Annotated in this window: 20 protein-coding genes; 7 read left to right on the forward strand and 13 right to left on the reverse strand. The window is 54.4% G+C overall.

What is annotated here, in order from left to right:
* The first annotated feature begins 19 nt into the window (after positions 1–19).
* Entirely contained in the window at positions 20–928 is a 909-nt protein-coding gene (rimK, locus tag QC823_RS12175) for a 30S ribosomal protein S6--L-glutamate ligase (RefSeq protein ID WP_309656619.1), read from the forward strand.
* A gap of 88 nt (positions 929–1,016) precedes the next feature.
* Complete coding sequence (locus QC823_RS12180; protein WP_309656620.1) at positions 1,017–1,463, forward strand: hypothetical protein; 447 nt, start codon at positions 1,017–1,019, stop codon at positions 1,461–1,463.
* On the opposite strand, the gene QC823_RS12185 is transcribed toward QC823_RS12180, so the two are convergent.
* From QC823_RS12185 to QC823_RS12225, 9 genes are all read right to left on the reverse strand, one after another.
* Positions 1,460–2,110 (reverse strand): SanA/YdcF family protein, encoded by a 651-nt coding sequence (locus tag QC823_RS12185; RefSeq protein WP_309656621.1) that lies wholly within the window; start codon positions 2,108–2,110, stop codon positions 1,460–1,462. The two genes, QC823_RS12180 and QC823_RS12185, sit on opposite strands and share 4 nt — an antisense overlap.
* Before the next feature lie 96 nt (positions 2,111–2,206).
* Positions 2,207–2,776 carry a putative Fe-S cluster assembly protein SufT gene (sufT, locus tag QC823_RS12190; RefSeq protein ID WP_309656622.1) on the reverse strand — a complete coding sequence of 190 codons (570 nt, stop codon included), beginning with the start codon at positions 2,774–2,776 and terminating at the stop codon, positions 2,207–2,209.
* Between the two features lie 20 nt (positions 2,777–2,796).
* Positions 2,797–4,068 carry a SufS family cysteine desulfurase gene (locus tag QC823_RS12195; RefSeq protein ID WP_309656623.1) on the reverse strand — a complete coding sequence of 424 codons (1,272 nt, stop codon included), beginning with the start codon at positions 4,066–4,068 and terminating at the stop codon, positions 2,797–2,799.
* 29 nt (positions 4,069–4,097) lie between these two features.
* Positions 4,098–5,441: a Fe-S cluster assembly protein SufD gene (gene sufD / locus QC823_RS12200; RefSeq protein WP_309656624.1), complete on the reverse strand. Its 1,344-nt coding sequence runs from the start codon at positions 5,439–5,441 to the stop codon at positions 4,098–4,100.
* Complete coding sequence (gene sufC, locus QC823_RS12205; RefSeq protein WP_309656625.1) at positions 5,438–6,187, reverse strand: Fe-S cluster assembly ATPase SufC; 750 nt, start codon at positions 6,185–6,187, stop codon at positions 5,438–5,440. The genes sufD and sufC overlap by 4 nt, the downstream gene beginning before the upstream one ends.
* Before the next feature lie 75 nt (positions 6,188–6,262).
* A complete protein-coding gene (gene sufB / locus QC823_RS12210) occupies positions 6,263–7,705 on the reverse strand; it encodes a Fe-S cluster assembly protein SufB (RefSeq protein ID WP_179931696.1) in 1,443 nt (480 codons plus the stop codon).
* A 93-nt stretch (positions 7,706–7,798) separates the two neighbouring features.
* Entirely contained in the window at positions 7,799–8,263 is a 465-nt protein-coding gene (locus QC823_RS12215; RefSeq protein WP_309656626.1) for an SUF system Fe-S cluster assembly regulator, read from the reverse strand.
* A 285-nt stretch (positions 8,264–8,548) separates the two neighbouring features.
* A complete protein-coding gene (locus QC823_RS12220; RefSeq protein WP_309656627.1) occupies positions 8,549–8,836 on the reverse strand; it encodes an NnrU family protein in 288 nt (95 codons plus the stop codon).
* A gap of 118 nt (positions 8,837–8,954) precedes the next feature.
* Positions 8,955–9,434: a YbhB/YbcL family Raf kinase inhibitor-like protein gene (locus tag QC823_RS12225; RefSeq protein WP_309656628.1), complete on the reverse strand. Its 480-nt coding sequence runs from the start codon at positions 9,432–9,434 to the stop codon at positions 8,955–8,957.
* A 108-nt stretch (positions 9,435–9,542) separates the two neighbouring features.
* Here QC823_RS12225 and QC823_RS12230 point away from each other — a divergent pair, with 108 nt between their 5' ends.
* Together QC823_RS12230 and QC823_RS12235 are read left to right on the forward strand one after the other, a co-directional pair.
* Entirely contained in the window at positions 9,543–10,004 is a 462-nt protein-coding gene (locus QC823_RS12230) for a flavodoxin family protein (RefSeq protein ID WP_309656629.1), read from the forward strand.
* Between the two features lie 124 nt (positions 10,005–10,128).
* Positions 10,129–11,217, forward strand: a complete 1,089-nt coding sequence (locus tag QC823_RS12235) for a histone deacetylase family protein (RefSeq protein WP_309656630.1) — start codon at positions 10,129–10,131, stop codon at positions 11,215–11,217.
* 137 nt (positions 11,218–11,354) lie between these two features.
* On the opposite strand, the gene fadA is transcribed toward QC823_RS12235, so the two are convergent.
* Both fadA and fadB read right to left on the reverse strand, forming a co-directional pair.
* Positions 11,355–12,533 carry an acetyl-CoA C-acyltransferase FadA gene (fadA, locus tag QC823_RS12240; RefSeq protein ID WP_309656631.1) on the reverse strand — a complete coding sequence of 393 codons (1,179 nt, stop codon included), beginning with the start codon at positions 12,531–12,533 and terminating at the stop codon, positions 11,355–11,357.
* 24 nt (positions 12,534–12,557) lie between these two features.
* The gene (gene fadB / locus QC823_RS12245; RefSeq protein WP_309656632.1) at positions 12,558–14,720 is read right to left on the reverse strand and encodes a fatty acid oxidation complex subunit alpha FadB; all 2,163 of its coding nucleotides are present in this window, start codon (positions 14,718–14,720) and stop codon (positions 12,558–12,560) included.
* Positions 14,721–14,930: 210 nt separating this feature from the next.
* Here fadB and QC823_RS12250 point away from each other — a divergent pair, with 210 nt between their 5' ends.
* Positions 14,931–16,070 (forward strand): DUF5924 family protein, encoded by a 1,140-nt coding sequence (locus QC823_RS12250; RefSeq protein ID WP_309656633.1) that lies wholly within the window; start codon positions 14,931–14,933, stop codon positions 16,068–16,070.
* Between the two features lie 109 nt (positions 16,071–16,179).
* The gene (gene slyA / locus QC823_RS12255) at positions 16,180–16,635 is read left to right on the forward strand and encodes a transcriptional regulator SlyA (RefSeq protein ID WP_309656634.1); all 456 of its coding nucleotides are present in this window, start codon (positions 16,180–16,182) and stop codon (positions 16,633–16,635) included.
* A gap of 7 nt (positions 16,636–16,642) precedes the next feature.
* Here slyA and QC823_RS12260 read toward each other — a convergent pair whose 3' ends face one another.
* The gene (locus tag QC823_RS12260; RefSeq protein ID WP_309656635.1) at positions 16,643–17,194 is read right to left on the reverse strand and encodes a preprotein translocase subunit YajC; all 552 of its coding nucleotides are present in this window, start codon (positions 17,192–17,194) and stop codon (positions 16,643–16,645) included.
* A 173-nt stretch (positions 17,195–17,367) separates the two neighbouring features.
* On the opposite strand from QC823_RS12260, the gene QC823_RS12265 reads away from it, so the two are divergent.
* Entirely contained in the window at positions 17,368–17,820 is a 453-nt protein-coding gene (locus QC823_RS12265) for a universal stress protein (RefSeq protein WP_309656636.1), read from the forward strand.
* A gap of 59 nt (positions 17,821–17,879) precedes the next feature.
* Here the strand turns inward: QC823_RS12265 and QC823_RS12270 are convergent, their stop codons facing one another.
* Complete coding sequence (locus QC823_RS12270) at positions 17,880–19,811, reverse strand: ATP-binding cassette domain-containing protein (RefSeq protein ID WP_309656637.1); 1,932 nt, start codon at positions 19,809–19,811, stop codon at positions 17,880–17,882.
* Between the last annotated feature and the right edge of the window lie 9 nt (positions 19,812–19,820).

The following is a 19,820-nucleotide window of genomic DNA, read 5'->3' on the forward strand; positions in this document are numbered from 1 at the left end:
GTCTGGCATGGAGCTTCCTATGCATATCGCTCTGCTTTCACGAAATCGCAATTTGTACTCTACCCGGCGCTTGATCGAAGCGGCGGAAAACCGCGGCCATACGGCGCGCGTCGTCGACACGCTGCGCTGTTATATGAGTATTGCGTCGCACCATCCCTCAATTCACTACAAAGGCGAAGAGATTGAGCCTTTTGATGCCGTGATTCCTCGTATCGGCTCATCGGTCACCTTCTACGGCTGTGCGGTACTGCGCCAGTTCGAGATGATGAGCACTTACGTACTCAATGACTCCGTCTCGATTACTCGCTCTCGCGATAAACTACGCTCGCTGCAACTGCTTTCCCGTAAGGGTCTGGGCTTGCCGATTACCGGTTTCGCCCACTCGCCAGATGATATTCCCGACCTCATCACGATGGTCAAAGGCGCCCCGCTGGTCATCAAATTGCTCGAAGGGACACAAGGCATTGGCGTCGTGCTCGCCGAAACCAACCAGGCGGCAGAGTCGGTGATCCAGGCCTTTATGGGCATGAAAGCTAACATCATGGTGCAGGAGTACATCAAAGAGGCTAAAGGCGCGGATATCCGCTGCTTTGTGATTGGCGATAAGGTGGTTGCTTCGATGAAGCGCCAGGCGGCGGAAGGCGAATTTCGTTCTAACCTTCACCGTGGCGGTAGCGCCAGCGTGATTCGCATTACCCCCGAAGAACGCTCGACCGCCATTCGCGCAGCAAAAGCCATGGGGCTGAGAGTCGCCGGTGTCGATTTACTGCGCTCTAACCACGGTCCGGTGATTATGGAAGTCAACTCCTCTCCCGGCCTGCAAGGTATTGAAACGGCCACTGGCAAAGACATTGCCGGTCTGATTATCGACTATATCGAGAAAAATGCCATCACGCCGCGCAAAGCACCGCCCAAGCCAAAAGGCTAAGGGCAAAAAGAAAAAATAATCCATAGAAGGGGTGGCAAAAGCACGCCGGCACCGCCACAATCTGCGTCACCGAAGGAGGTAGACGCTCATGTTTCTCGACAATCGCCAAGTGGCGATGGACAGCGCGCTAGAAGCGCTGGCCGACAGCATTGATTATTTTCAGGATAATGTCGAACGCCTGCGACCCTCGCTGCGCGAGGCGCTGAAACCGCATTACGAACAGCGCCTAGAGCAGATGAGGAAGTTGCAGGAACTTGCCCGCACGCATTTAAAAATGCTGCCGCGAGATGCTGACGTCGAACGTGACGATTTTCTATGGCTGTGGAGTCGGCTCAAAAGCTTTGTTGGTAACGACAGCCAAGTGCTGATTAACGAGCTTTTGGAACAAGAACGCGTACTGATGCAGGCGCTGTCGACTCTCTTTACGCACCCACTACCCGATTCTATCGAACCGGTTATCGAAGCGTGCATGAAAAACTGCCGTCAGTTGATCCGAGAGCTTTATGGACTGCAAAAACGCAAACCACGGCGCTAATAAGTCACAGGCTCTATGATATTGATTGGGTTAATCGGCTCTGCGGGTCCTAAAAAATAGGGCTCGCGCTCCCAAATATACAAATCACCTAGCATAGCCACTCGGGCAAACCATTCGCGTACGATTAAACGCCACTCTCCTTTGACGGCTTGATCATTCGCGACACACCCCACTACGTCCATCCCCAGCGCTCTGCCAATAAACACCGCCCGCGGAAGATGCCAGCGCTGAGTAATCAGCACCGCTTTATCCAGTAGAAACACGTTTTGTGCCCGCACTAACGTATCGAAGGTACTAAAGCCGGCAAAATCGAGCGTGAGCCGCTCGCCATCGACATCACGACGTGCTAACTCCTGCCACATGGCACGCGGTTCATTATACGCTCGCGTGCGGTTGTCACCGGAAAGCAACAATTGCTCAACACGCCCCGAATGTATAAGAGCGGCGGCAGTACGCATACGGGAATGAAAATGCGGATTACGCAGCCCACTGCGAGTCCAATGCGAAGTACCAAAAACAACGCCAACCCGCTCAGGGCCACACTGGGTAACGGTGGATTCAATATACGGTGAAGAACGCGCAATAACCCACGCATTCCCCACCAAAAACATCAATACTGCCAGTAACAGCAATGTGCCTAGCGACATCAACGCCCATCTCAACCATGCCAGCCACTTTAAAAACATCGTAAAGAAACGCGATGACTTAATTGAAAGCGGTGGCAATCGCAAGCGTCAATAGATTTAGAACATGCCCAGTTCAAGCTTGGCCTCATCGCTCATCATGTCGCGGCTCCAAGGCGGGCTAAAGACGATTTCGGTATGCACCTTACTAATCTGCGGCGCACCCAAAATTTTATTGCGCGCATCAGCGGCAATCACATCGCCCATACCACAGCCCGGCGCGGTTAATGTCATACGAATAGTGACAATCCGTTCGCCGCTAATCAAGCGCTCAATACGACAGCCATAGACCAATCCTAAATCAACAATGTTGACCGGAATTTCTGGGTCAAAACAGGTCCGCAGCTGATCCCAGACAAACTGCTCAATCTCATCATCGGTGGCGTCTTCATGTAGCGTTGGACGCGGCAGCGACGCTAACCCAAGCGCATCAAGGTTACTGCCTTCCACCAGATAAAGTCGCCCCTCAAAGCCTACGCTCACCGAACTGCCCTTGGCCTGCATCACGCTGACCACGCTGTCTTCGGGCAGCGTTTCACTCTTTCCGAAAGGGATCGCAATCGCTTCCACATCGCGCTGAAGCGGCAGCGTTTGCCCCCTTTCTAACTGAGCAATTTGTTCAATATCCATAACGCTCCTTGCTGTTGCCTCTAGCGCACCATATCAATGACACGCTTAAGCGACGCGACAAAGATATCGATTTCTTCAACCGTATTATACGCGGCAAATGAAGCGCGGCACGTGGCATCTACGCCAAAATGATGCAAAAGCGGCTGAGCGCAGTGGTGCCCGGTGCGAATTGCCACACCTAACTGGTCAATAAGAAGACCAATATCTTGAGAGTGAGCGCCATCCACCACAAAAGAGAGCACCCCCGCTTTATGCGGTGCGGTGCCCAAAATACGCAGTCCATCGATTTCACGCACCTGCTGTGTGGCATAGACCAGAAGTGTTTGCTCCCAATCACCGATCGCCTCAAGGCCGACGCCCTGCATCCACTCAAGCGCGCGACCTAGTGCGATGACCTCGGCAATAGCTGGCGTGCCTGCTTCAAACTTATGCGGAATCGCGGCAAACGTGGTATCCACCTCAAATGACACGGTGCTAATCATCTCGCCCCCGCCCTGCCAGGGCGGCATCGTCTCTAGCAACTCGCGCTTACCATAAAGCACACCGACCCCCGTAGGGCCGTACACTTTATGGCCTGAGAAGGCATAAAAATCCGCATCGATTGCCTGAACATCGACGGTTTGGTGCGGCGTTGCTTGAGCGCCATCGACCAAAATCTTGGCCCCCACTTCATGCGCCAGTGTCGCCATTTCGGCAACCGGGTTGATGGTGCCCAGCGCATTCGACACATGGTTAACCGCAACAAGCTTGGTACGCTCGTTAAGTAAGGCGCGGTAAGCCTCTAGATTCAAAGCGCCATCAGGGTCAACGGGAATCACTTTAATGGCAAAACCAAGCTCACGCGCGAGCAGCTGCCAGGGCACGATATTGGAATGATGCTCCAGCATCGAAATCAACACTTCATCGCCAGGGGCCAGGTTAGTTCGCCCCCAACTGTTGGCCACCAGGTTGATCGCCTCTGTCGTGCCACGCGTAAAAATAATCTGGCGCGACTCTTCCGCGTTAAGAAATGCCCGCACCGTTTCACGTGTGCCTTCAAACGCTGCCGTGGCTTCATCGGCCAATGTATGCAATCCACGGTGAATATTGGCGTTATAACGGCTGTAGTAGTCGTTAAACACCTCAATCACTTGGCGGGGTGTTTGGCTCGTCGCGGCATTGTCAAAATACACCAGCGGCTTGCCATGAACCTCGCGACTTAGAATCGGGAACTCCTCACGCAGCGCATTGAGATCGAACGCTGGCGCGGCGGAGCTGGTTGCAGAAGGGGCGACTTCAACGGTGTGGGACATTCATCACTCCTTTAAATCGGTCAGCGAGATCACTCGTTAAGCGCCGAGGCGGTTTCAACAAGTCCAGTCAGGTTAAAGCGTTCAGGCAACTTGCCGGCCACGGCGAGCTCAACGCGCTCAGAGATGGCATCCAACGTGACCGCATCAAGGACTTCACCAGCAAAGGCAAGCGTCAGCAGCGCTCGCGCGGTGGCTTCATCAATGCCACGGGTGCGCATGGCATACACGGCCTCTTCATCAAGCTGACCGGTCGTCGTACCGTGTGAGCACTTCACGTCGTCGGCGTAAATCTCAAGCTCAGGCTTGGCATCGATGCGCGCGCGATCTGACAGCAGTAGGTTTTGATTGCTTTGAAAGCCTTCAATCTTCTGGCTGTCTCGTTTAACGAATACCTTACCGTTAAAGACGCCGTGGGCACGGTCGCCTAAAATACCCTTGTAGTTCTCGTTGGAGAAGGTCAGCGGCGCATTGTGGTTTACCTTGGTGTGGTTATCCACGTGCTGACGCCCTTGACCAAAGAACAGCCCCAGGAAGTTCGCTTCTGCGCCCTTACCGTTTAGATCGCTGATCAGGTCGTTGCGCACCAGCGCTCCACCCAAGTTTAAGTTGTAGGAGCTATAGCGGCTATCGCGACCTTGCTCCACGTGCATGCTCGCGACGTGATAGTCGCCCAGTGGCGCTTCCTGCAACTTGTAGTGGTTGACAATCGCGCCGCGGTCGAGCATGTACTCACCCACCACGTTAGTGAAGTTTTGCGCGTCAGCCTCACCCGTATAGTGCTCAATCAGCGTTGCCTCGCTGCGGCCTGCTGCTTCGACCAGCACCCGCGGGTGGCACATGGTCGGCTCGGCGTTAGCCCGCGATAAAAACTGCAGCACAATGGGTTTTTCCACCACGGTGCCGGGTGCTAAACGCACCACTGCGCCCTCTTCCATAAAGGCAGTATTAAGTGCGGCAAATGGGGAAAACTCAACACCGGTCAAACGCCCCAGCGGCCCACCCACGGCTTCATGGTTTTCGGTTAACGCTTGCGACAGCGGTAGAATTTGCAGCCCTTGCGGCAGGCTATCGAGATCCGACAGCGCTGCAGAGAAAAACCCATCCACAAACGTCAGCCGATAGGCATCAATGGGCAGCGTTAGTGCCGCGGCTCCTGCCTGAGAAAACTCAGCGTTTTCGGCGAGGGCGAAGTTCGTCTGAGAAATGGCTCGCACATCGGTGTACTTCCACTCTTCATCGCGGCGCGTAGGAAAGCCCATTGCCTCAAAGCGCGCGGCACCTGCCTGGCGACGTGCCGCGATCCAGGTTGGCTCTTCTGCCCGCTGCTGGCTGCGCGCTTTCAGCGTTTCCAAAAAGGTTAATACCTCGCTCATGCTGCAGACTCCTCGATACCTTCGTACCCATTCGCTTCCAGTTCTTTGGCCAATTCCGCATCGCCGCTTTTGACAATGCGGCCATCGACCAACACGTGCACTTTATCCGGCACGATATAATCGAGCAGGCGCTGATAGTGCGTCACCAGCAAAATGGCACGCTCTTGGTCGCGCAGGCTGTTGACGCCATCGGCAACGACTTTCATGGCGTCGATATCGAGACCGGAGTCAATCTCGTCGAGCATGGCAAGTTTGGGCTGCAGCACCAACATTTGCAGAATTTCGTTACGCTTTTTCTCACCACCGGAGAAGCCTTCGTTGACCGCACGCTGCAAGAAGCTGGGGTCCATTTTCATGAAGTTAAGCTGCTCTTTGATGAGCTTCATAAATTCCGGTGCCGGGATTTCGCTTTCACCGCGCGCCACGCGCTGCGCATTAAGCGCGGCTTTCAATAGGTAGATGTTTTTCACCCCGGGGATTTCCACCGGGTACTGGAAACCCAGTAGCAGCCCGGCCTGGGCGCGCTCTTCGATCTCCATTTCGAGCACGTTTTTGCCTTCAAACGTAATCGAGCCTTGTGTGACTTCGTAGCCGTCTTTACCTGCAATCACCGCTGAGAGAGTCGATTTACCGGCGCCATTAGGCCCCATCAGGGCATGCACTTCCCCTGCCTTAATGCTAAGGGATAGACCTTTAAGAATTTCGCTACCTTCAACGGTGACGTGCAAATCTTTTACTTCAAGCATGATAAAACCCTTTCACAAATACATATTAGTGGCGCGTCGCTTAACGCGGCGCGCGTTTATCTGGTAGCGGTCGGCTTAACCCACAGCACCTTCGAGCGTAACGTTTAAGAGCGCTTCTGCCTCGACGGCAAACTCCATCGGCAGCTCTTGGAAAACATCTTTACAGAAGCCGTTAACGATCATGCTCACCGCGTCTTCTTCGGTAATGCCACGGCTCTGGCAATAAAACAGCTGATCTTCACCAATTTTTGAGGTGGTCGCTTCGTGCTCCACGGTGGCGGTGCTGTTGTTAATCTCTTGATACGGGAAGGTATGCGCGCCGCACGTATCGCCAATCAAGAGCGAGTCGCACTGGGTAAAGTTGCGCGCCCCTTTCGCCCGCGGGCCGATTTTGACGAGGCCGCGGTAGGATTGGTCGCTCTTGCCGGCGGAAATGCCTTTGGCGACGATGTAAGAGCGTGTGCCCTCACCAATATGGATCATTTTGGTGCCGGTATCCGCTTGTTGACGACCATTGGTCACCGCCACGGAGTAAAACTCACCAATACTGTCTTTACCGCGCAGCATGCAGGAGGGGTATTTCCAGGTAATCGCTGAGCCGGTTTCGACTTGCGTCCAGCTGATGCGCGAACGGTCGCCACGGCAATCGCCGCGTTTGGTCACGAAGTTGTAGATGCCGCCTTTACCGTCTTCATCGCCTGGGTACCAGTTCTGCACGGTGGAGTACTTGATGTAGGCATCGTCTAGCGCCACTATCTCAACGACCGCCGCGTGAAGCTGGTTTTCATCGCGCATCGGTGCAGTACAACCTTCGAGATAAGACACCTCGGCGCCGCTTTCGCACACGATCAAGGTACGCTCAAATTGCCCGGTATTGGCTGCGTTGATACGAAAATACGTGGAGAGCTCCATCGGGCACTTCACGCCTTTGGGCACGAAAACAAACGAGCCATCGGTGAACACGGCGGAGTTTAGCGCTGCGAAATAGTTATCGTTTTTGGGTACAACGGTGCCCAGATACTCTTTAATTAGCTCCGGGTAATCGCGCACGGCCTCAGAGATCGAACAGAAGATGACGCCAGCTTCGGAAAGCGTTTCTTTAAACGTGGTAGCAACGGACACCGAGTCGAACACGGCATCGACAGCAACACCGGCCAGTGCCGCGCGTTCATGCAGTGGAATGCCTAATTTTTCGTAGGTTTCCAACAGCTTGGGGTCAACTTCATCGAGGCTTTGCGGGCGGTCTTCCGGGCGCTTGGGCGCGCTGAAATACGAGATGGATTGGTAGTCAATGGGGGGATAATTCAAATGCGCCCAGGACGGCTCTTTCATCTTGAGCCACTGACGATACGCGTCCAGGCGCCACTCTAGCATCCATTCAGGCTCGCCCTTCTTCTGAGAAATAAAGGCAATGGTATTTTCATCCAAGCCGGGCGGCAGCGTGTCACTTTCGATATCGGTGACAAAACCTTCTTTATATTCGCGACGAACCAACTGTTCCATTTCTTCAGTTGCCATGGTCATATCCTCCGGGCAGTTGGGTGGCGAGGTCAGCTCGCCGTAATCAATAAAAAATCAATCCGTATGAAACCAGTGCCAATAATGCTCGCGCTAGGCGGTAGCCGCCGACACGCTCACGCTTTGAATTGGCATTTTTAAGGGGAGCTTGATCGGCGAGGTATCCGCCAGATGCGAAAGCGTCACGCTTTCAAGTAAGGTGCGCATTGCAAGTGATACACGTTGCCAGTTATCGGCCACCCCGCAAGTAGCGGCTAGCTCGCAGTCACCTTCGGCGTGGCTGCACTCGGTCATCGCCACCGGGCCTTCAATAGCAGCGATAATATCAGCGGCGGTAATCTGCGATGCTGGCCGAGCCAAGCGATAACCGCCCTGGGCCCCACGTTGTGAAACCAAAAGCCCAGCTTTCACTAGCATTTTGAGCGTCTTACTCACCGTGGGATGAGGAAGCTGAACCGCTTCTGCAAGCTCCGCGGCCGCATGCGGCGTCTCTGGATGCCGAGCAATTTGTGCCATCACCACTGCCGCGTAATCGGTTAACCGCGAAAGCTTGAGCATGTCATCTCCCTCTTTCAGCCAAGCTCAGCCACTAGAAATAGCTGGGCATTTAATTGGGTACCATTTTAGTCCTGTATAAGTTTGATGTGAAGACCCTGAGTAAAATACTCAACAATTATCCCGTATTTTCACAGCACGATCGACGCTTTTAACAACTAAAACAAAAATCATTATCATTCGTAAAAACTATGGTCTTCACTGGGGTTATTTATACAAACAACAATAAAAAACCCGCCCGGTCGACAGGCCAAGGCGGGCGAGAGACATCGTAAGCAGGGTCCTTCTTCACATCACCGGGACACCTGTGACCCAGACGTGCAGGTGAAAGGCAAAGAGGTAGTAAGCCACAAGGCCGATCACCACCGTTGCCAGAGTGCTTGTCATCCGCGGCGTCTGAGGCGTCTGTTGAGGACGACGACGGGCATCGCGGAAATCGAAGATAGCCCAAACAAGAAAGGCGCCGAAGAAGACGATATCGCCAAGCCGGCCGTTGATCAGCAGGTCTTCCTTTTCTTTATGGTGTGTCGTTATGGCGAATGCAGGATAAACGTAACTCCGAATTGAACCGCTCACCAGGTGTCGCGCCAGGACTAAAGGCCTTCTCGTATTGCAGATATAGAACGACAAAACCCGCCAGCATAAGCCAGCGGGTATCACGATGCCAATCGCTCAGAAAAAGCGTGAACGTGCTTTAACCGTCGCGCTTAAAGGTACCGATCAAACGGTTCATGCCCAGCAGATTGGGCTCAAGCTCTTTTAACAACTCAGGAAGGCTAAGCCCTTCAGGCAGCGACGTCTGGCGATCAAGCGCCAGCACCCAGAAGTAATAGTGGTGCTTGCCGTGACCTTCCGGCGGCATGGGTCCACCATAACCGACATTGCCAAAATCATTTTTGCCCGCAACGCCTTCTTGGGTATTCTCTTGAAGCTCGCTCAGCGTCCCCGGAAGATTGTAAAGCACCCAATGCACAAAACCGTAGGTACCGTCCTGTACCAATGGGGCATCGGGGTCGTGACACACCACGGCAAATCCCTGCGTGCCTTCGGGTGCGCCCTGCCACGCAAGCGCTGGAGAAATATCCTCTCCTTCGCCGGTGTATTGAGTGGGAATATCCCGATGATGACCAAATGCGTCACTGGTAACTTGCATATTGGAAAGGGCAAATGCCATAAGAAACCTCCTTGGTCGTTTAACTTGCTACATCAAAGGTTTCAGCGTTGTAGAAACGCGCCGCTGTGTCAACATGGTAAGCACCTAGGATCGCTAGCGGAGGCTTCGATGAAAACATTATTAGTCATTGCCCACGCTCCTTCGCCCAATACCGAGCGCCTACGCGATGCAGCGGTAAAAGGAGCCCAACACAAAGAAATTGATAATGTGCGCTGCGTGGTTAAAGCCCCGCGTGAGACCACACCGGAAGACATCCTCGCTTGCGACGCCCTTTTGTTGGGTACGACCGAAAATTTGGGCTATATGGCTGGCTTAGTAAAGGACGTATTTGACCGCTGTTACTACCCGGTGCTAGAGGAGAAACAGGGTCTACCGTTCGCGCTTTATATCCGCGCAGGCCATGACGGCACCGGCACCCAGCGTGCCATCGAAAGCATTGTGACGGGGCTGCGTTGGCGCTTTGTTCAACCGCCGCTTATTTTACGCGGCGAGTGGCAGGATGATTTTGAAAATCAGGTGGAAGAGCTCTCGATGTATTTAGCGGTAAGTGTCGAAAATGGCATTGTATAACTCGCCTAAGCCTGCTTTATTGCTTACTTTAAAAACGTATTCCGTGCCTGTTGCGCTAATGGCGGCCACTTTTATTACAGGCCGCTATTAACGTGACTTAACGCATGTACTTAAGGTAACCAGTATGCACAACGTCATCGCTTTTTATGATGATCGTGTCCTCGCTCACGAACCCAATATCGAGGCCGACTTTTTACCCGACCGTATCGACAAGCGCATTCGTCACCTGCTTGCTGGCCTACCGGTGCCATGGAAGTATCCTGAGCACCCCGGCCGTTTGAAAGCCATACAACACTTGCTAGCAAAAGCCTCCATTGAGGGCCTCACGTTTGAAGGGGGCAAAGCGGCCACCCGTGAGCAGTTGGCGCGGGTGCATACAACGTCTTATTTGACCGATATTTTTAGTTTACGCGGTAAAAATGCCTGGCTGGATGTGGATACCACGGCGGTCTCACCCGGCAGTATCGATGCCGCGGAAGTGGCAGCGGGGACCGCAATTGCCGCCGTGGAGGCGGTAGTGGAAAAACGCGCTAAAAGCACTTTTGCACTGGTTCGCCCTCCAGGACACCACGCAGAGCCTGTTCGCGCACGCGGATTCTGTCTGTTCAATAACGTCGCCGTCGCGGCTGCCCATGCCCGTAGCGCGCTGGGCATGGAGCGCGTGTTGATCGTTGATTGGGACGCCCATCACGGCAACGGCACCCAAGATATTTTTTGGGCAGATCCCGATGTCATGTTTTTCGACATACACCGCGCCGCCCCTTTCTACCCAGGCTCCGGTCATCTGGAAGAAATTGGGGCCGGACTAGGCGAAGGCACCACCATCAATGTTCCGCTGCCTGCTGGCGCCGGAGACGAGGCTTTTCTCAAGGCGTTTCACGATATACTGGCGCCAGCAGCCGAATGGTTTAAACCCGATATTATTTTAGTCTCCGCCGGGTTTGACCCGCACTGGCATGATTTGGCTCTCAATGTGTCCTACGACGGATTTGGCGCGTTAACTGGCTTCTTACAGCAGCTGGCTGAAAAGCACTGCGATGACCGCCTGGTCTTTATCTTGGAGGGCGGATATAACCTGGAGTCGCTAGCCAACGGTACACGTGCCGTACTCTCTGTGTTGGCAGGTAACACCGTGCCTGTTCCCGATATCTGCGGCATTGCAGAGGTTCAGGCCGCAGCGGATTTTCACCGCACGGCGTTTCAATCTGAATAGCGTCTTTCTGGCTATGACTTTGGTAAATAGCGCTGTGTAAGGTAAATAGCGCTGTGTAAATGACAACGGCACCTCTAGGGTGCCGTTGTTACTAACTTTCTTACGCTCTTGTTCGACCGAAGTTACTTAGACAGTAGTTACTTCAACCGCTCAAACACCGTGGCAACGCCCTGCCCCATGCCGATACACATCGTGGCAAGACCCAAGGTGGTGTCACGCTCACGCATCACGTTAAGCAGCGTGGTGCAGATACGCGAGCCCGAGCAGCCTAGCGGGTGCCCCAGGGCAATCGCGCCGCCGTGCAGGTTGACCTTCTCGTCCATGGCATCCAGGAAGCCCAGGTCTTTCAACACGGGAATCCCTTGAGCGGCAAACGCCTCGTTCAGCTCGACGGTTTGGATATCATCCGCTGTCAGGCCAGCCGCTTTCAGGGCTTTTTTGGATGCCGGCACCGGGCCATAACCCATAATGGAGGCATCGCAGCCTGCCACACCCGTGGAGAGCACTTTGGCAATCGGCTCAAGCCCGAGCGCTTGGGCACGCTCGTAGCTCATCACCGCCATCGCCGAGGCGCCTACGGAAAGCGCCGATGACGTTCCCGCCGTTACGGTGCCACCGCGTGGGTCAAACACCGGTTTTAAGCTTGCCATCGATTCCAAGCTCGCTTCAGGACGAATCACTTCATCGTTTTTCACCAAGACTTTAAAGCCGCGCGCATCATGACCTTCCACGCCAACAATTTCGTTATCGAAATAGCCTTTTTCCATCGCGGCCTGTGCGCGCTGGTGCGAACGCACCCCGAACTTATCCTGATCTTCACGCGAGACGCCGTGCATCTTGCCCAGAAGCTCCGCGGTTAACCCCATCATCATGGCCGCTTTCGCAGCATGCTTGCTCGCCGCCGGGTTAACGTCGACACCGTGGGCCATCGGCACGTGCTCCATGTGCTCAACACCGCCAATGACGTAGAAATCGCCCATTCCTGCCTTGATATTGGCAGACGCAATGTGAAGTGCCGTCATGGAAGAGCCACATAGGCGGTTAACCGTCTGCGCGGGCACAGTACGGGGGATACCCGTCATAATCGCCGCGTTACGCGCGATATTCATCGACTGCTCTAGCGTCTGGTTAACGCAGCCCCAGATGATGTCATCCACTTCGGTTGGATCTAAATTCGGGCTGCGATCAAACAGCGACTGCATCACCGCCGCTGATAAATTCTCAGCACGCACGTTGCGGAAAGCACCGTTTTTGGCTTTGGCCATGGCGGTACGCGTTGCATCGACCACCACGATATCTCTTGGGTTCAAGCTCATCTTCTTTCTCCTTAGCGCGGTGGCTTACTGGGCGTTGGCGGGGTAAAAACGTTCGCTGTTTTGCGCCATTTGACGCAGCTTATCGGTCGGCGCGTAGAGTGGCCCCAGCTCCTTGGCAAGCCCTTCCGCCAGCTCAACGAACTCGGCCACGCCCATCGCGTCAATGTAGCGCAACGCACCACCGCGGAACGGGGGGAAACCAATCCCGTAAATCAGCGCCATATCCGCCTCAGCGGGGGAGTCAACGATGCCATCTTCTAGACAGCGCACGGTCTCCAGGCACAGCGGCACCATCATGCGAGCGATAATGTCCTCGTCGGAAAATTCCTTGTGCTCTTTCACCACTTCTTTGACCAAGGCATAAGCCGCTTCATCAGTAACTTTCTTCGGCTTACCCTTTTTGTCCTCTTCGTAAGCGTAGAAGCCCTTGTCATTCTTCTGGCCCAGACGCTCGTTGTCATACATGACCTGGATGGCCGTTTTGCCATCCCGCGCCATGCGATCAGGGAAGCCTTCGGCCATGACCTCATTGGCGTGAACGGCGGTGTCCAACCCGACCACATCCAACAGGTACGCTGGACCCATTGGCCAGCCGAACTTCTCCATGACTTTATCCACGTGCTGAAAGTCAGCCCCGTGCTCCATCAAGGAGCTAAAGCCGCCGAAGTAAGGGAACAGCACACGGTTAACCAAAAAGCCGGGGCAGTCGTTAACTACAATGGGGGTTTTGCCCATGGCGCGGGCATAAGCGACCGTGGCCGCCACGGCCGCGTCACCGGTTTTCTCACCGCGAATGACTTCCACCAAGGGCATGCGATGCACCGGGTTGAAAAAGTGCATGCCACAGAAGTTTTCCGGGCGCTTTAAGTTTTGCGCCAAACGGTTAATCGAAATCGTCGAGGTATTGGATGTCAGGATCGTGTCCTCACTCACCAAACCTTCGACTTCAGTGAGCACGGCGTCTTTGACTTTCGGATTTTCCACGACCGCTTCGACCACCAGATCGACATTGCCGAAATCACCGTAAGAAAGGGTCGGACGGATATTGGTGAGTTTTTCCGCCATCTGCTCAGCAGTTAACTTTTTACGCTCAACCTGCTTAGAAAACAGTTTACGCGCCTCTTTCAAGCCCAGCTCAATGGCCTCGTCCTTGATGTCTTTCATCAGGATCGGCGTGCCTTTGGAGGCGCTTTGGTAGGCGATGCCGCCCCCCATAATGCCGGCACCGAGTACTGCCGTCTGTTTAACCGACTGGGATTGTTTTTCGTATTTGCCCGCTTTTTTCTTCACCAACTGGTCGTTCATAAACAGGCCGACCAAGTTGTAGGCCACATCGGTCATTGCCATTTTGGCAAATGCAGCCGCTTCAATTTGCTGGGCGCGCTCACGGCTCTCACCGGCCCCTTTTTGAATGACCTTGATGGCTTCTACCGGCGCGGGATAGTGCGGTCCTGCAACACCTTTCACGTACCCTTTAGCGGTCTCAAACGCCATCATCTGCTCTATGGCATTGAGTTTCAGTGGTCCTTTCTTTTCATCACGACGCGCCTGATAATCCAGCTCGCCAGTATTGGCGCGTTCAAGAATATCGCGCGCGGCCGCGTCGAGTTCGCTATTGGGCACTACCGCATCCACTGCCCCCGTTTTTAGCGCCGCATCGGCCTTGTTTTCAGTACCGCCGGAGATCCATTCAATCGCGTTATCCGCGCCGATCAGCCTTGGCAGGCGAACACAGCCGCCCCATCCAGGAATAATGCCAAGCTTGGTTTCCGGCAGGCCAATCTTGGCCTTTTCACCCATCACACGAAAATCGGTGGTCAACAACACTTCGCAGCCACCGCCAAGCGCTAACCCGTTAATCGCCGTGACCGTGGGAAAAGGCAAATCTTCAATGGCGTTGAATATGGTATGAACGCGATCAAGCATGTCGGACAAAAAGTCGCCGCCTTTGCCGAACATCCCCTGAAACTCTGTAATGTCAGCGCCAACAATAAACGCCTCCTTGGCACTGGCGAGGATCAGGCCTTTTAAACCACTCTCAGCTTGCAGAGCGTTTACCGCCTCACCCAGCTCGGACACCACAGCGCTGGAAAGTTTATTGACCGACTCGTCTTTCAGGTCGAAAGTAAGGGTTGCGATGTGGTCATCGCTGCGCGCCACCGTGATGGCATTACCTTGATAAATCATCCGCGTCTCTCCACAGAAGGGCTCTTTTCAGGAAGTGATTATTAAGCATTCCCGAAATAGAACAATTTCGCTGACACCGCATATTCATACGGCCGTTTGATCGCATTAGCTTGGTTGAGATATCAAGCGGCGTCAAGCCCTGACTTTGGGCGAAGAGAGCTCACCCCCGCGACTGATAATATAACGGATGTTTTTCGATGATGACTCACCATGCATAAGCTCTCTACTGTCCGCGTTGCTCAACTACAACAACATATCGAACGTCTTGCCGCACTCGCTAAACCCTGGACGTGGATGTGGCCACCGGTAGCCTTTGCTGCGGGGCTTGGCAGTTTGTTTTTGGTTGACCGCCAACAGTGGCTAGGCGCTGCCCTAGCTTTAGGGCTGCTTTGCGCTTGGGTGCTCTTGCTTACTGAGGGCGTGATGAGCCGCTGGTTAGGTCGGCGCGGCTACCCGACGTTTCCGCGCGGTGTCACCACCTTCATCACGCAAATGGTTCACCAAGAGACTCTCTTTTTCACGCTTCCGTTTATTCTCGCAACCACCGTATGGAATAGCGGCCAAGCGCTTTTCGCCCTTATGGTCGTGGCGATGGCCATTCTCTCTATCACCGACCCGCTGTATTACAAAATCGCCGAAAATTGGCGCAGCGCCTATTTTGTGTTTCACGCCCACTGCGTCTTCTTAGTCACCATTGTCACGCTCCCTATCATGCTGAAACTCACCACAGCACAGAGTTTGCTGCTCGCCCTCGGCGTGATGGTGTTAACCGGCCTTCCTAGTTTTTTTCATTTACTCAGACACCGTACCTGGCAAGGCTGGATGATATTCGGATGTTTGGCGCTCTTACTCGCAAGTGCAGGATGGCTTGGGCGGATATGGGTGCCGCCGGCTACGCTCTGGATGACTGGGAGTGCACTCGCTCCTGCGCTTAATGAAGAGCAGCGTGACCCCGAAGGAACGATGGTATTAACCCCCGGCGCACTTAAATCGCGCGGCCTTTATGTGTATACCGCGATTCGCGCGCCACGTGGCTTGAGCGAAACCATTACTCACGATTGGCACCAAAACGGCGAGCGACTCGACACCATCGAGCTCGATATTGAGGGCGGACGCGAGGAGGGATATCGCGCCTGGAGCCACAAATTGCACTTCCCCGAGGATCCAACGGGCCGGTGGCGAGTTGATATCATGACGGCAGGCGGTCAGCGCTTAGGAGTGATTCGTTTTAGGGTATCGGAAGATGAAGAGGCAGCCACACGCGCCGATAGCCAAATACGCGCGAGCGGCCTAAGAAAGATTAATTTCCAGCGTTTTATTCCTGGCCAATCGCAACCAAGTGACGGTTGAGGAAGAATGGGTTGAAAGTGAAGTCAGCCAACCGTGATTAACTCGCCTTGCATTCAACCGCTGAGCTGTTGAAAATTCGCCCATTCATTTATTCGGGTCGTTTTTTCTTATGGCTACCACTCTCGGTTTTCGTATCGCGCGCCTTCCCCATCTGTGGCGCTCTATTTTGGATCGCCGCTTGGCACCACTTGGCCTTACCCAAACACGCTGGGTAACGCTTTATCACTTATGGCGCATGGGCGATGGTCAGCCCCAATGCGAGCTAGCCCGCGCCATCGGCGTTGAAGCGCCGTCTCTGGTCCGCACGCTGAGTCAGTTAGAGTCTCAAGGGTTGATTGAACGCCATGCCTGCGAAAACGATCGCCGCACCAAACGGATCTACCTGACCGATGCGGCCATGCCATTACTGGAAAAAATCGACAGCGTGGCAACCGATGCCCGGCAGGAGATGCTCGCGGGCTTAAGCGAGGAAGATATCGATCAGCTTAATCGCTGGCTTGCACGCATTGAAGAGAACGGACTCGCTATCCAAGAACAGGATCAAGAAACGCCACTCTCACCCTAAGAAACCGTCACCCTGAGAAACCGTCACTCTCAGAAGAGGCAGGCGATGTAAGCGACTGAGAGCGAGGGCGATCGGCGCGCCCGCGAAGCCCATCTCGTAGTTGCTGAAAATCCTCAACATACGTCACAAACCGCTCGCCGGTTTGTGACTCCCACCACCACAGGATAAGTGCGGCTTCATTTGACTGCAGCACCACAGCATCTTGAGGCAAGCGTTCCAGTAGTGCTTTTAGCCGAAAATCCACCTCATCAGGCAAAGGGCGAAGCGGTGCGATCCGCCAACGCCACCCCGAATGATAAGACGCTAGTTCTTCGCTCGCCTCTTCCTCACGGACCAATAAAAAGTCAGGGCCGGGCTCATCCATCGGGTAGCGCCAACGGTACGCTGGCATCGTCCCTTTAAAGTAGTGAAGCGGCGGTGGCTCGATTTTGACCTCAACGCCGTGCTCACGGGCACGCTTTCGTAGCTGCATCTGGCGCTTCTGCCGGGGGCTAGGCTGTAACCACATGACAGGCGCTGCCACTAACATCAAAACGAATACAATCAGTAGCCATTCCATCCTGTCGATTCCTTATACTAAAGCGTTACCGGCATCACCGGCGTAATCATCTGCGAAGCTAAATGTTGATCTATATCGTTGTTAAACAACGGGAGTCATCCTACAGTATGGAGAGTTGAGTATCCGCAGCAGAGCTTCCTGCAAGTTTCTGCCTCTCGCCGAAGGAGTATCTTATGAGCTATCACCATATTCTTGTCGCCGTCGATTTGACCAAAGATTCCCACAAAGTATTGGAACGCGCAGTAAGCATTTCTGCTCGTAACGAAGACGCCAAAATCTCGATTATGCACACGCTTGAACCGCTTGGCTTCGCTTACGGTGGTGATATCCCCATGGACCTCACCAGCATCCAAGATCAACTCGATGACCATGCTAAAAAGCGCTTAGCCGAAATCGCGAGCCCGCATATATCAGCAGAAGATCAACACGTTGTGGTGGGCATGCCCGACACCGAAATTCACCGCTTTGCTGATGAAAACGACGTCGACCTAATTGTGGTTGGCTCACACGGCCGTCACGGGTTCGCCTTGCTGCTTGGCTCTACCTCCACCGGCGTACTCCATGGCGCAGAATGTGACGTACTCGCCGTACGCGTGGGTAAAAAAGGCGAAAAAAGCGACGAATAAATGAGACTTAATATTCATTTAAAAGGCGCCTGCTGGCGCCTTTTATGTTGATGCCGGGTTTACGCGTCGTCTTCGGTCATCGCCTCTAATTCCATCCAGCGCTCCATGGCTGCTTCCAATGCTTTTTGCGACTCACCTAATGCTTCAAGCTCTGCGGTAACAACGCTCGCTTCTTGTTGGTAAAAGCCAGGATCGCCGATTTTAGCTTCCCGTGTTGCGATGTCCTTTTCCAGCCGCTCAATCTCAGCTGGCAGCGTATCAAGCTCACGCTGCAGTTTGTAGGAAAGCTTGACGGCCTTTTTCGATGGCGTTTTCGCTGCAGGCGCAGAAGCCTCTGGCGCAGGTGGTTTCGTTGCAGAGGACTCAGTTTCCAGCTTGCGAGTGCCGACATCCCAAGGCGCGGGTGGCAGTTTGCCCCCCTGGCGCACCCAGTCTGTGTAGCCGCCAACGTACTCCTGAACGCGCCCTTCGCCTTCAAAGGCCAACACGCTGGTCACGACGTTGTCCATAAAAGTCCGGTCGTGAGACACCAATAGCAGCGTACCGTCAAAATCGAGCAGCAGCTCCTCCAGAAGCTCCAGCGTCTCCATGTCAAGATCGTTGGTTGGCTCATCGAGCACGAGCACATTAGCGGGCTGCGTAAAGAGCTTGGCCAACAGCAAGCGGTTAGACTCCCCGCCCGAGAGCGCTTTCACCGGCTGACGCACCCGGTCTGGGGTAAACAGAAAGTCTTGCAGGTAACTCATCACGTGGCGGTCTTTCCCCCCCACCGTGACGCGATCGCTACCCTGCGCCACATTGTCGTACACCGTTTTATTCAACTCCAAGCCGGCCCGCAGCTGGTCAAAATAGGCAACGTTGAGGTTAGTGCCAAGACGTACATCACCCTCTGTCGGCGTAAGCTCACCGAGCATAATCTTCAAGAGCGTGGTTTTACCCGCCCCGTTACGGCCTAAGAAGCCAATGCGATCCCCGCGCTGCACCTCAAGATTGACATTGGCAAGCACCACCTCATCGCCATAGCGCTGAGTGACGTTCTTCAGCTCCACCACGCGCTTGCCGGTGCGCTCGCCGCTATCCACACTGAGATTTGCCGTCCCTTGGCGCTCGCGGCGCTGGCTACGCTCTGTGCGCATTTGCTCCAGCGCTCTCACCCGCCCTTCGTTACGGGTGCGCCGCGCTTTGATCCCTTGGCGAATCCAGGTTTCTTCTTGCGCCAGCTTCTTATCAAATTCCGCATGCTCGCGTGCTTCAACTTCTAGCTCATGCTGCTTACGGGCTTGATAGTCTTGATAGTTGCCGGGGTAGCGACCTAGCTTACCGCGATCCAGTTCAAGAATGTTGGTGGCAAGCTTAGAGAGAAATGCACGGTCGTGGGTGATCAGCAGTACCGCGCCATTAAACGCAAGAAGCTGCTCTTCCAGCCAGGCGATAGTGTCCAAGTCCAGGTGGTTAGTCGGCTCATCAAGCAGCAGTAAATCCGGCTGTGCCACTAACGCGCGCGCTAATGCCACGCGGCGACGCCAGCCGCCTGAAAGCGCACTCATGTCGGCTTCCGGCGGCAAACCCAAGCGGGTGAGTACCACGTCGATCTGCTGGTGGAACGACCAGCCATCAATCGCTTCCAGACGGGTTTGCAGGGTGGCCATCCTCTGCATATCCGGGTCGTCAGCGTTGATCAAATGGTGATATTCCGACAATAGCTCGCCGGCTTCGGGTAGGCCTTGCGCCACCACCTCAAATATCGTAAGCCCTGAAGAGGCCGGAAGCTCCTGCGCCAGCACGCCAATTTTCAGCCCAGGCGCGCGCCAAATCATGCCGTCGTCGGGCAGAATATCCCCAGCCACTAGCTTGAGAAGCGTAGATTTCCCCGTGCCATTACGCCCAACCAGCGCCAAGCGCTCGCCCTTTTCCACCGTCAAATCGGCGTGATCGAGTAAAACATGGTTGCCGTAGGCCAGTTGAAGCTGTTCTAGTCGTAGCAGGGTCACGCAGCGTCC

Origin of the sequence: Vreelandella vilamensis, from assembly GCF_031451755.1 — a bacterium.
GTDB classification, from domain to species: Bacteria; Pseudomonadota; Gammaproteobacteria; order Pseudomonadales; family Halomonadaceae; genus Vreelandella; species Vreelandella vilamensis.

Coding starts and splice junctions, on each gene's coding strand:
- QC823_RS12225 (WP_309656628.1), bottom strand. CDS start 9,434: ATGGCATTTGCCCTTTCCAATATGCAAGTTACCAGTGACGCATTTGGT.
- slyA (WP_309656634.1), top strand. CDS start 16,180: ATGGCTACCACTCTCGGTTTTCGTATCGCGCGCCTTCCCCATCTGTGG.
- sufC (WP_309656625.1), bottom strand. CDS start 6,187: ATGCTTGAAGTAAAAGATTTGCACGTCACCGTTGAAGGTAGCGAAATT.
- QC823_RS12250 (WP_309656633.1), top strand. CDS start 14,931: ATGCATAAGCTCTCTACTGTCCGCGTTGCTCAACTACAACAACATATC.
- sufT (WP_309656622.1), bottom strand. CDS start 2,776: ATGGATATTGAACAAATTGCTCAGTTAGAAAGGGGGCAAACGCTGCCG.
- QC823_RS12265 (WP_309656636.1), top strand. CDS start 17,368: ATGAGCTATCACCATATTCTTGTCGCCGTCGATTTGACCAAAGATTCC.
- QC823_RS12180 (WP_309656620.1), top strand. CDS start 1,017: ATGTTTCTCGACAATCGCCAAGTGGCGATGGACAGCGCGCTAGAAGCG.
- QC823_RS12215 (WP_309656626.1), bottom strand. CDS start 8,263: ATGCTCAAGCTTTCGCGGTTAACCGATTACGCGGCAGTGGTGATGGCA.
- QC823_RS12185 (WP_309656621.1), bottom strand. CDS start 2,110: ATGTCGCTAGGCACATTGCTGTTACTGGCAGTATTGATGTTTTTGGTG.
- sufD (WP_309656624.1), bottom strand. CDS start 5,441: ATGAGCGAGGTATTAACCTTTTTGGAAACGCTGAAAGCGCGCAGCCAG.
- fadB (WP_309656632.1), bottom strand. CDS start 14,720: ATGATTTATCAAGGTAATGCCATCACGGTGGCGCGCAGCGATGACCAC.
- fadA (WP_309656631.1), bottom strand. CDS start 12,533: ATGAGCTTGAACCCAAGAGATATCGTGGTGGTCGATGCAACGCGTACC.
- sufB (WP_179931696.1), bottom strand. CDS start 7,705: ATGGCAACTGAAGAAATGGAACAGTTGGTTCGTCGCGAATATAAAGAA.
- QC823_RS12195 (WP_309656623.1), bottom strand. CDS start 4,068: ATGTCCCACACCGTTGAAGTCGCCCCTTCTGCAACCAGCTCCGCCGCG.
- QC823_RS12230 (WP_309656629.1), top strand. CDS start 9,543: ATGAAAACATTATTAGTCATTGCCCACGCTCCTTCGCCCAATACCGAG.
- rimK (WP_309656619.1), top strand. CDS start 20: ATGCATATCGCTCTGCTTTCACGAAATCGCAATTTGTACTCTACCCGG.
- QC823_RS12260 (WP_309656635.1), bottom strand. CDS start 17,194: ATGGAATGGCTACTGATTGTATTCGTTTTGATGTTAGTGGCAGCGCCT.
- QC823_RS12235 (WP_309656630.1), top strand. CDS start 10,129: ATGCACAACGTCATCGCTTTTTATGATGATCGTGTCCTCGCTCACGAA.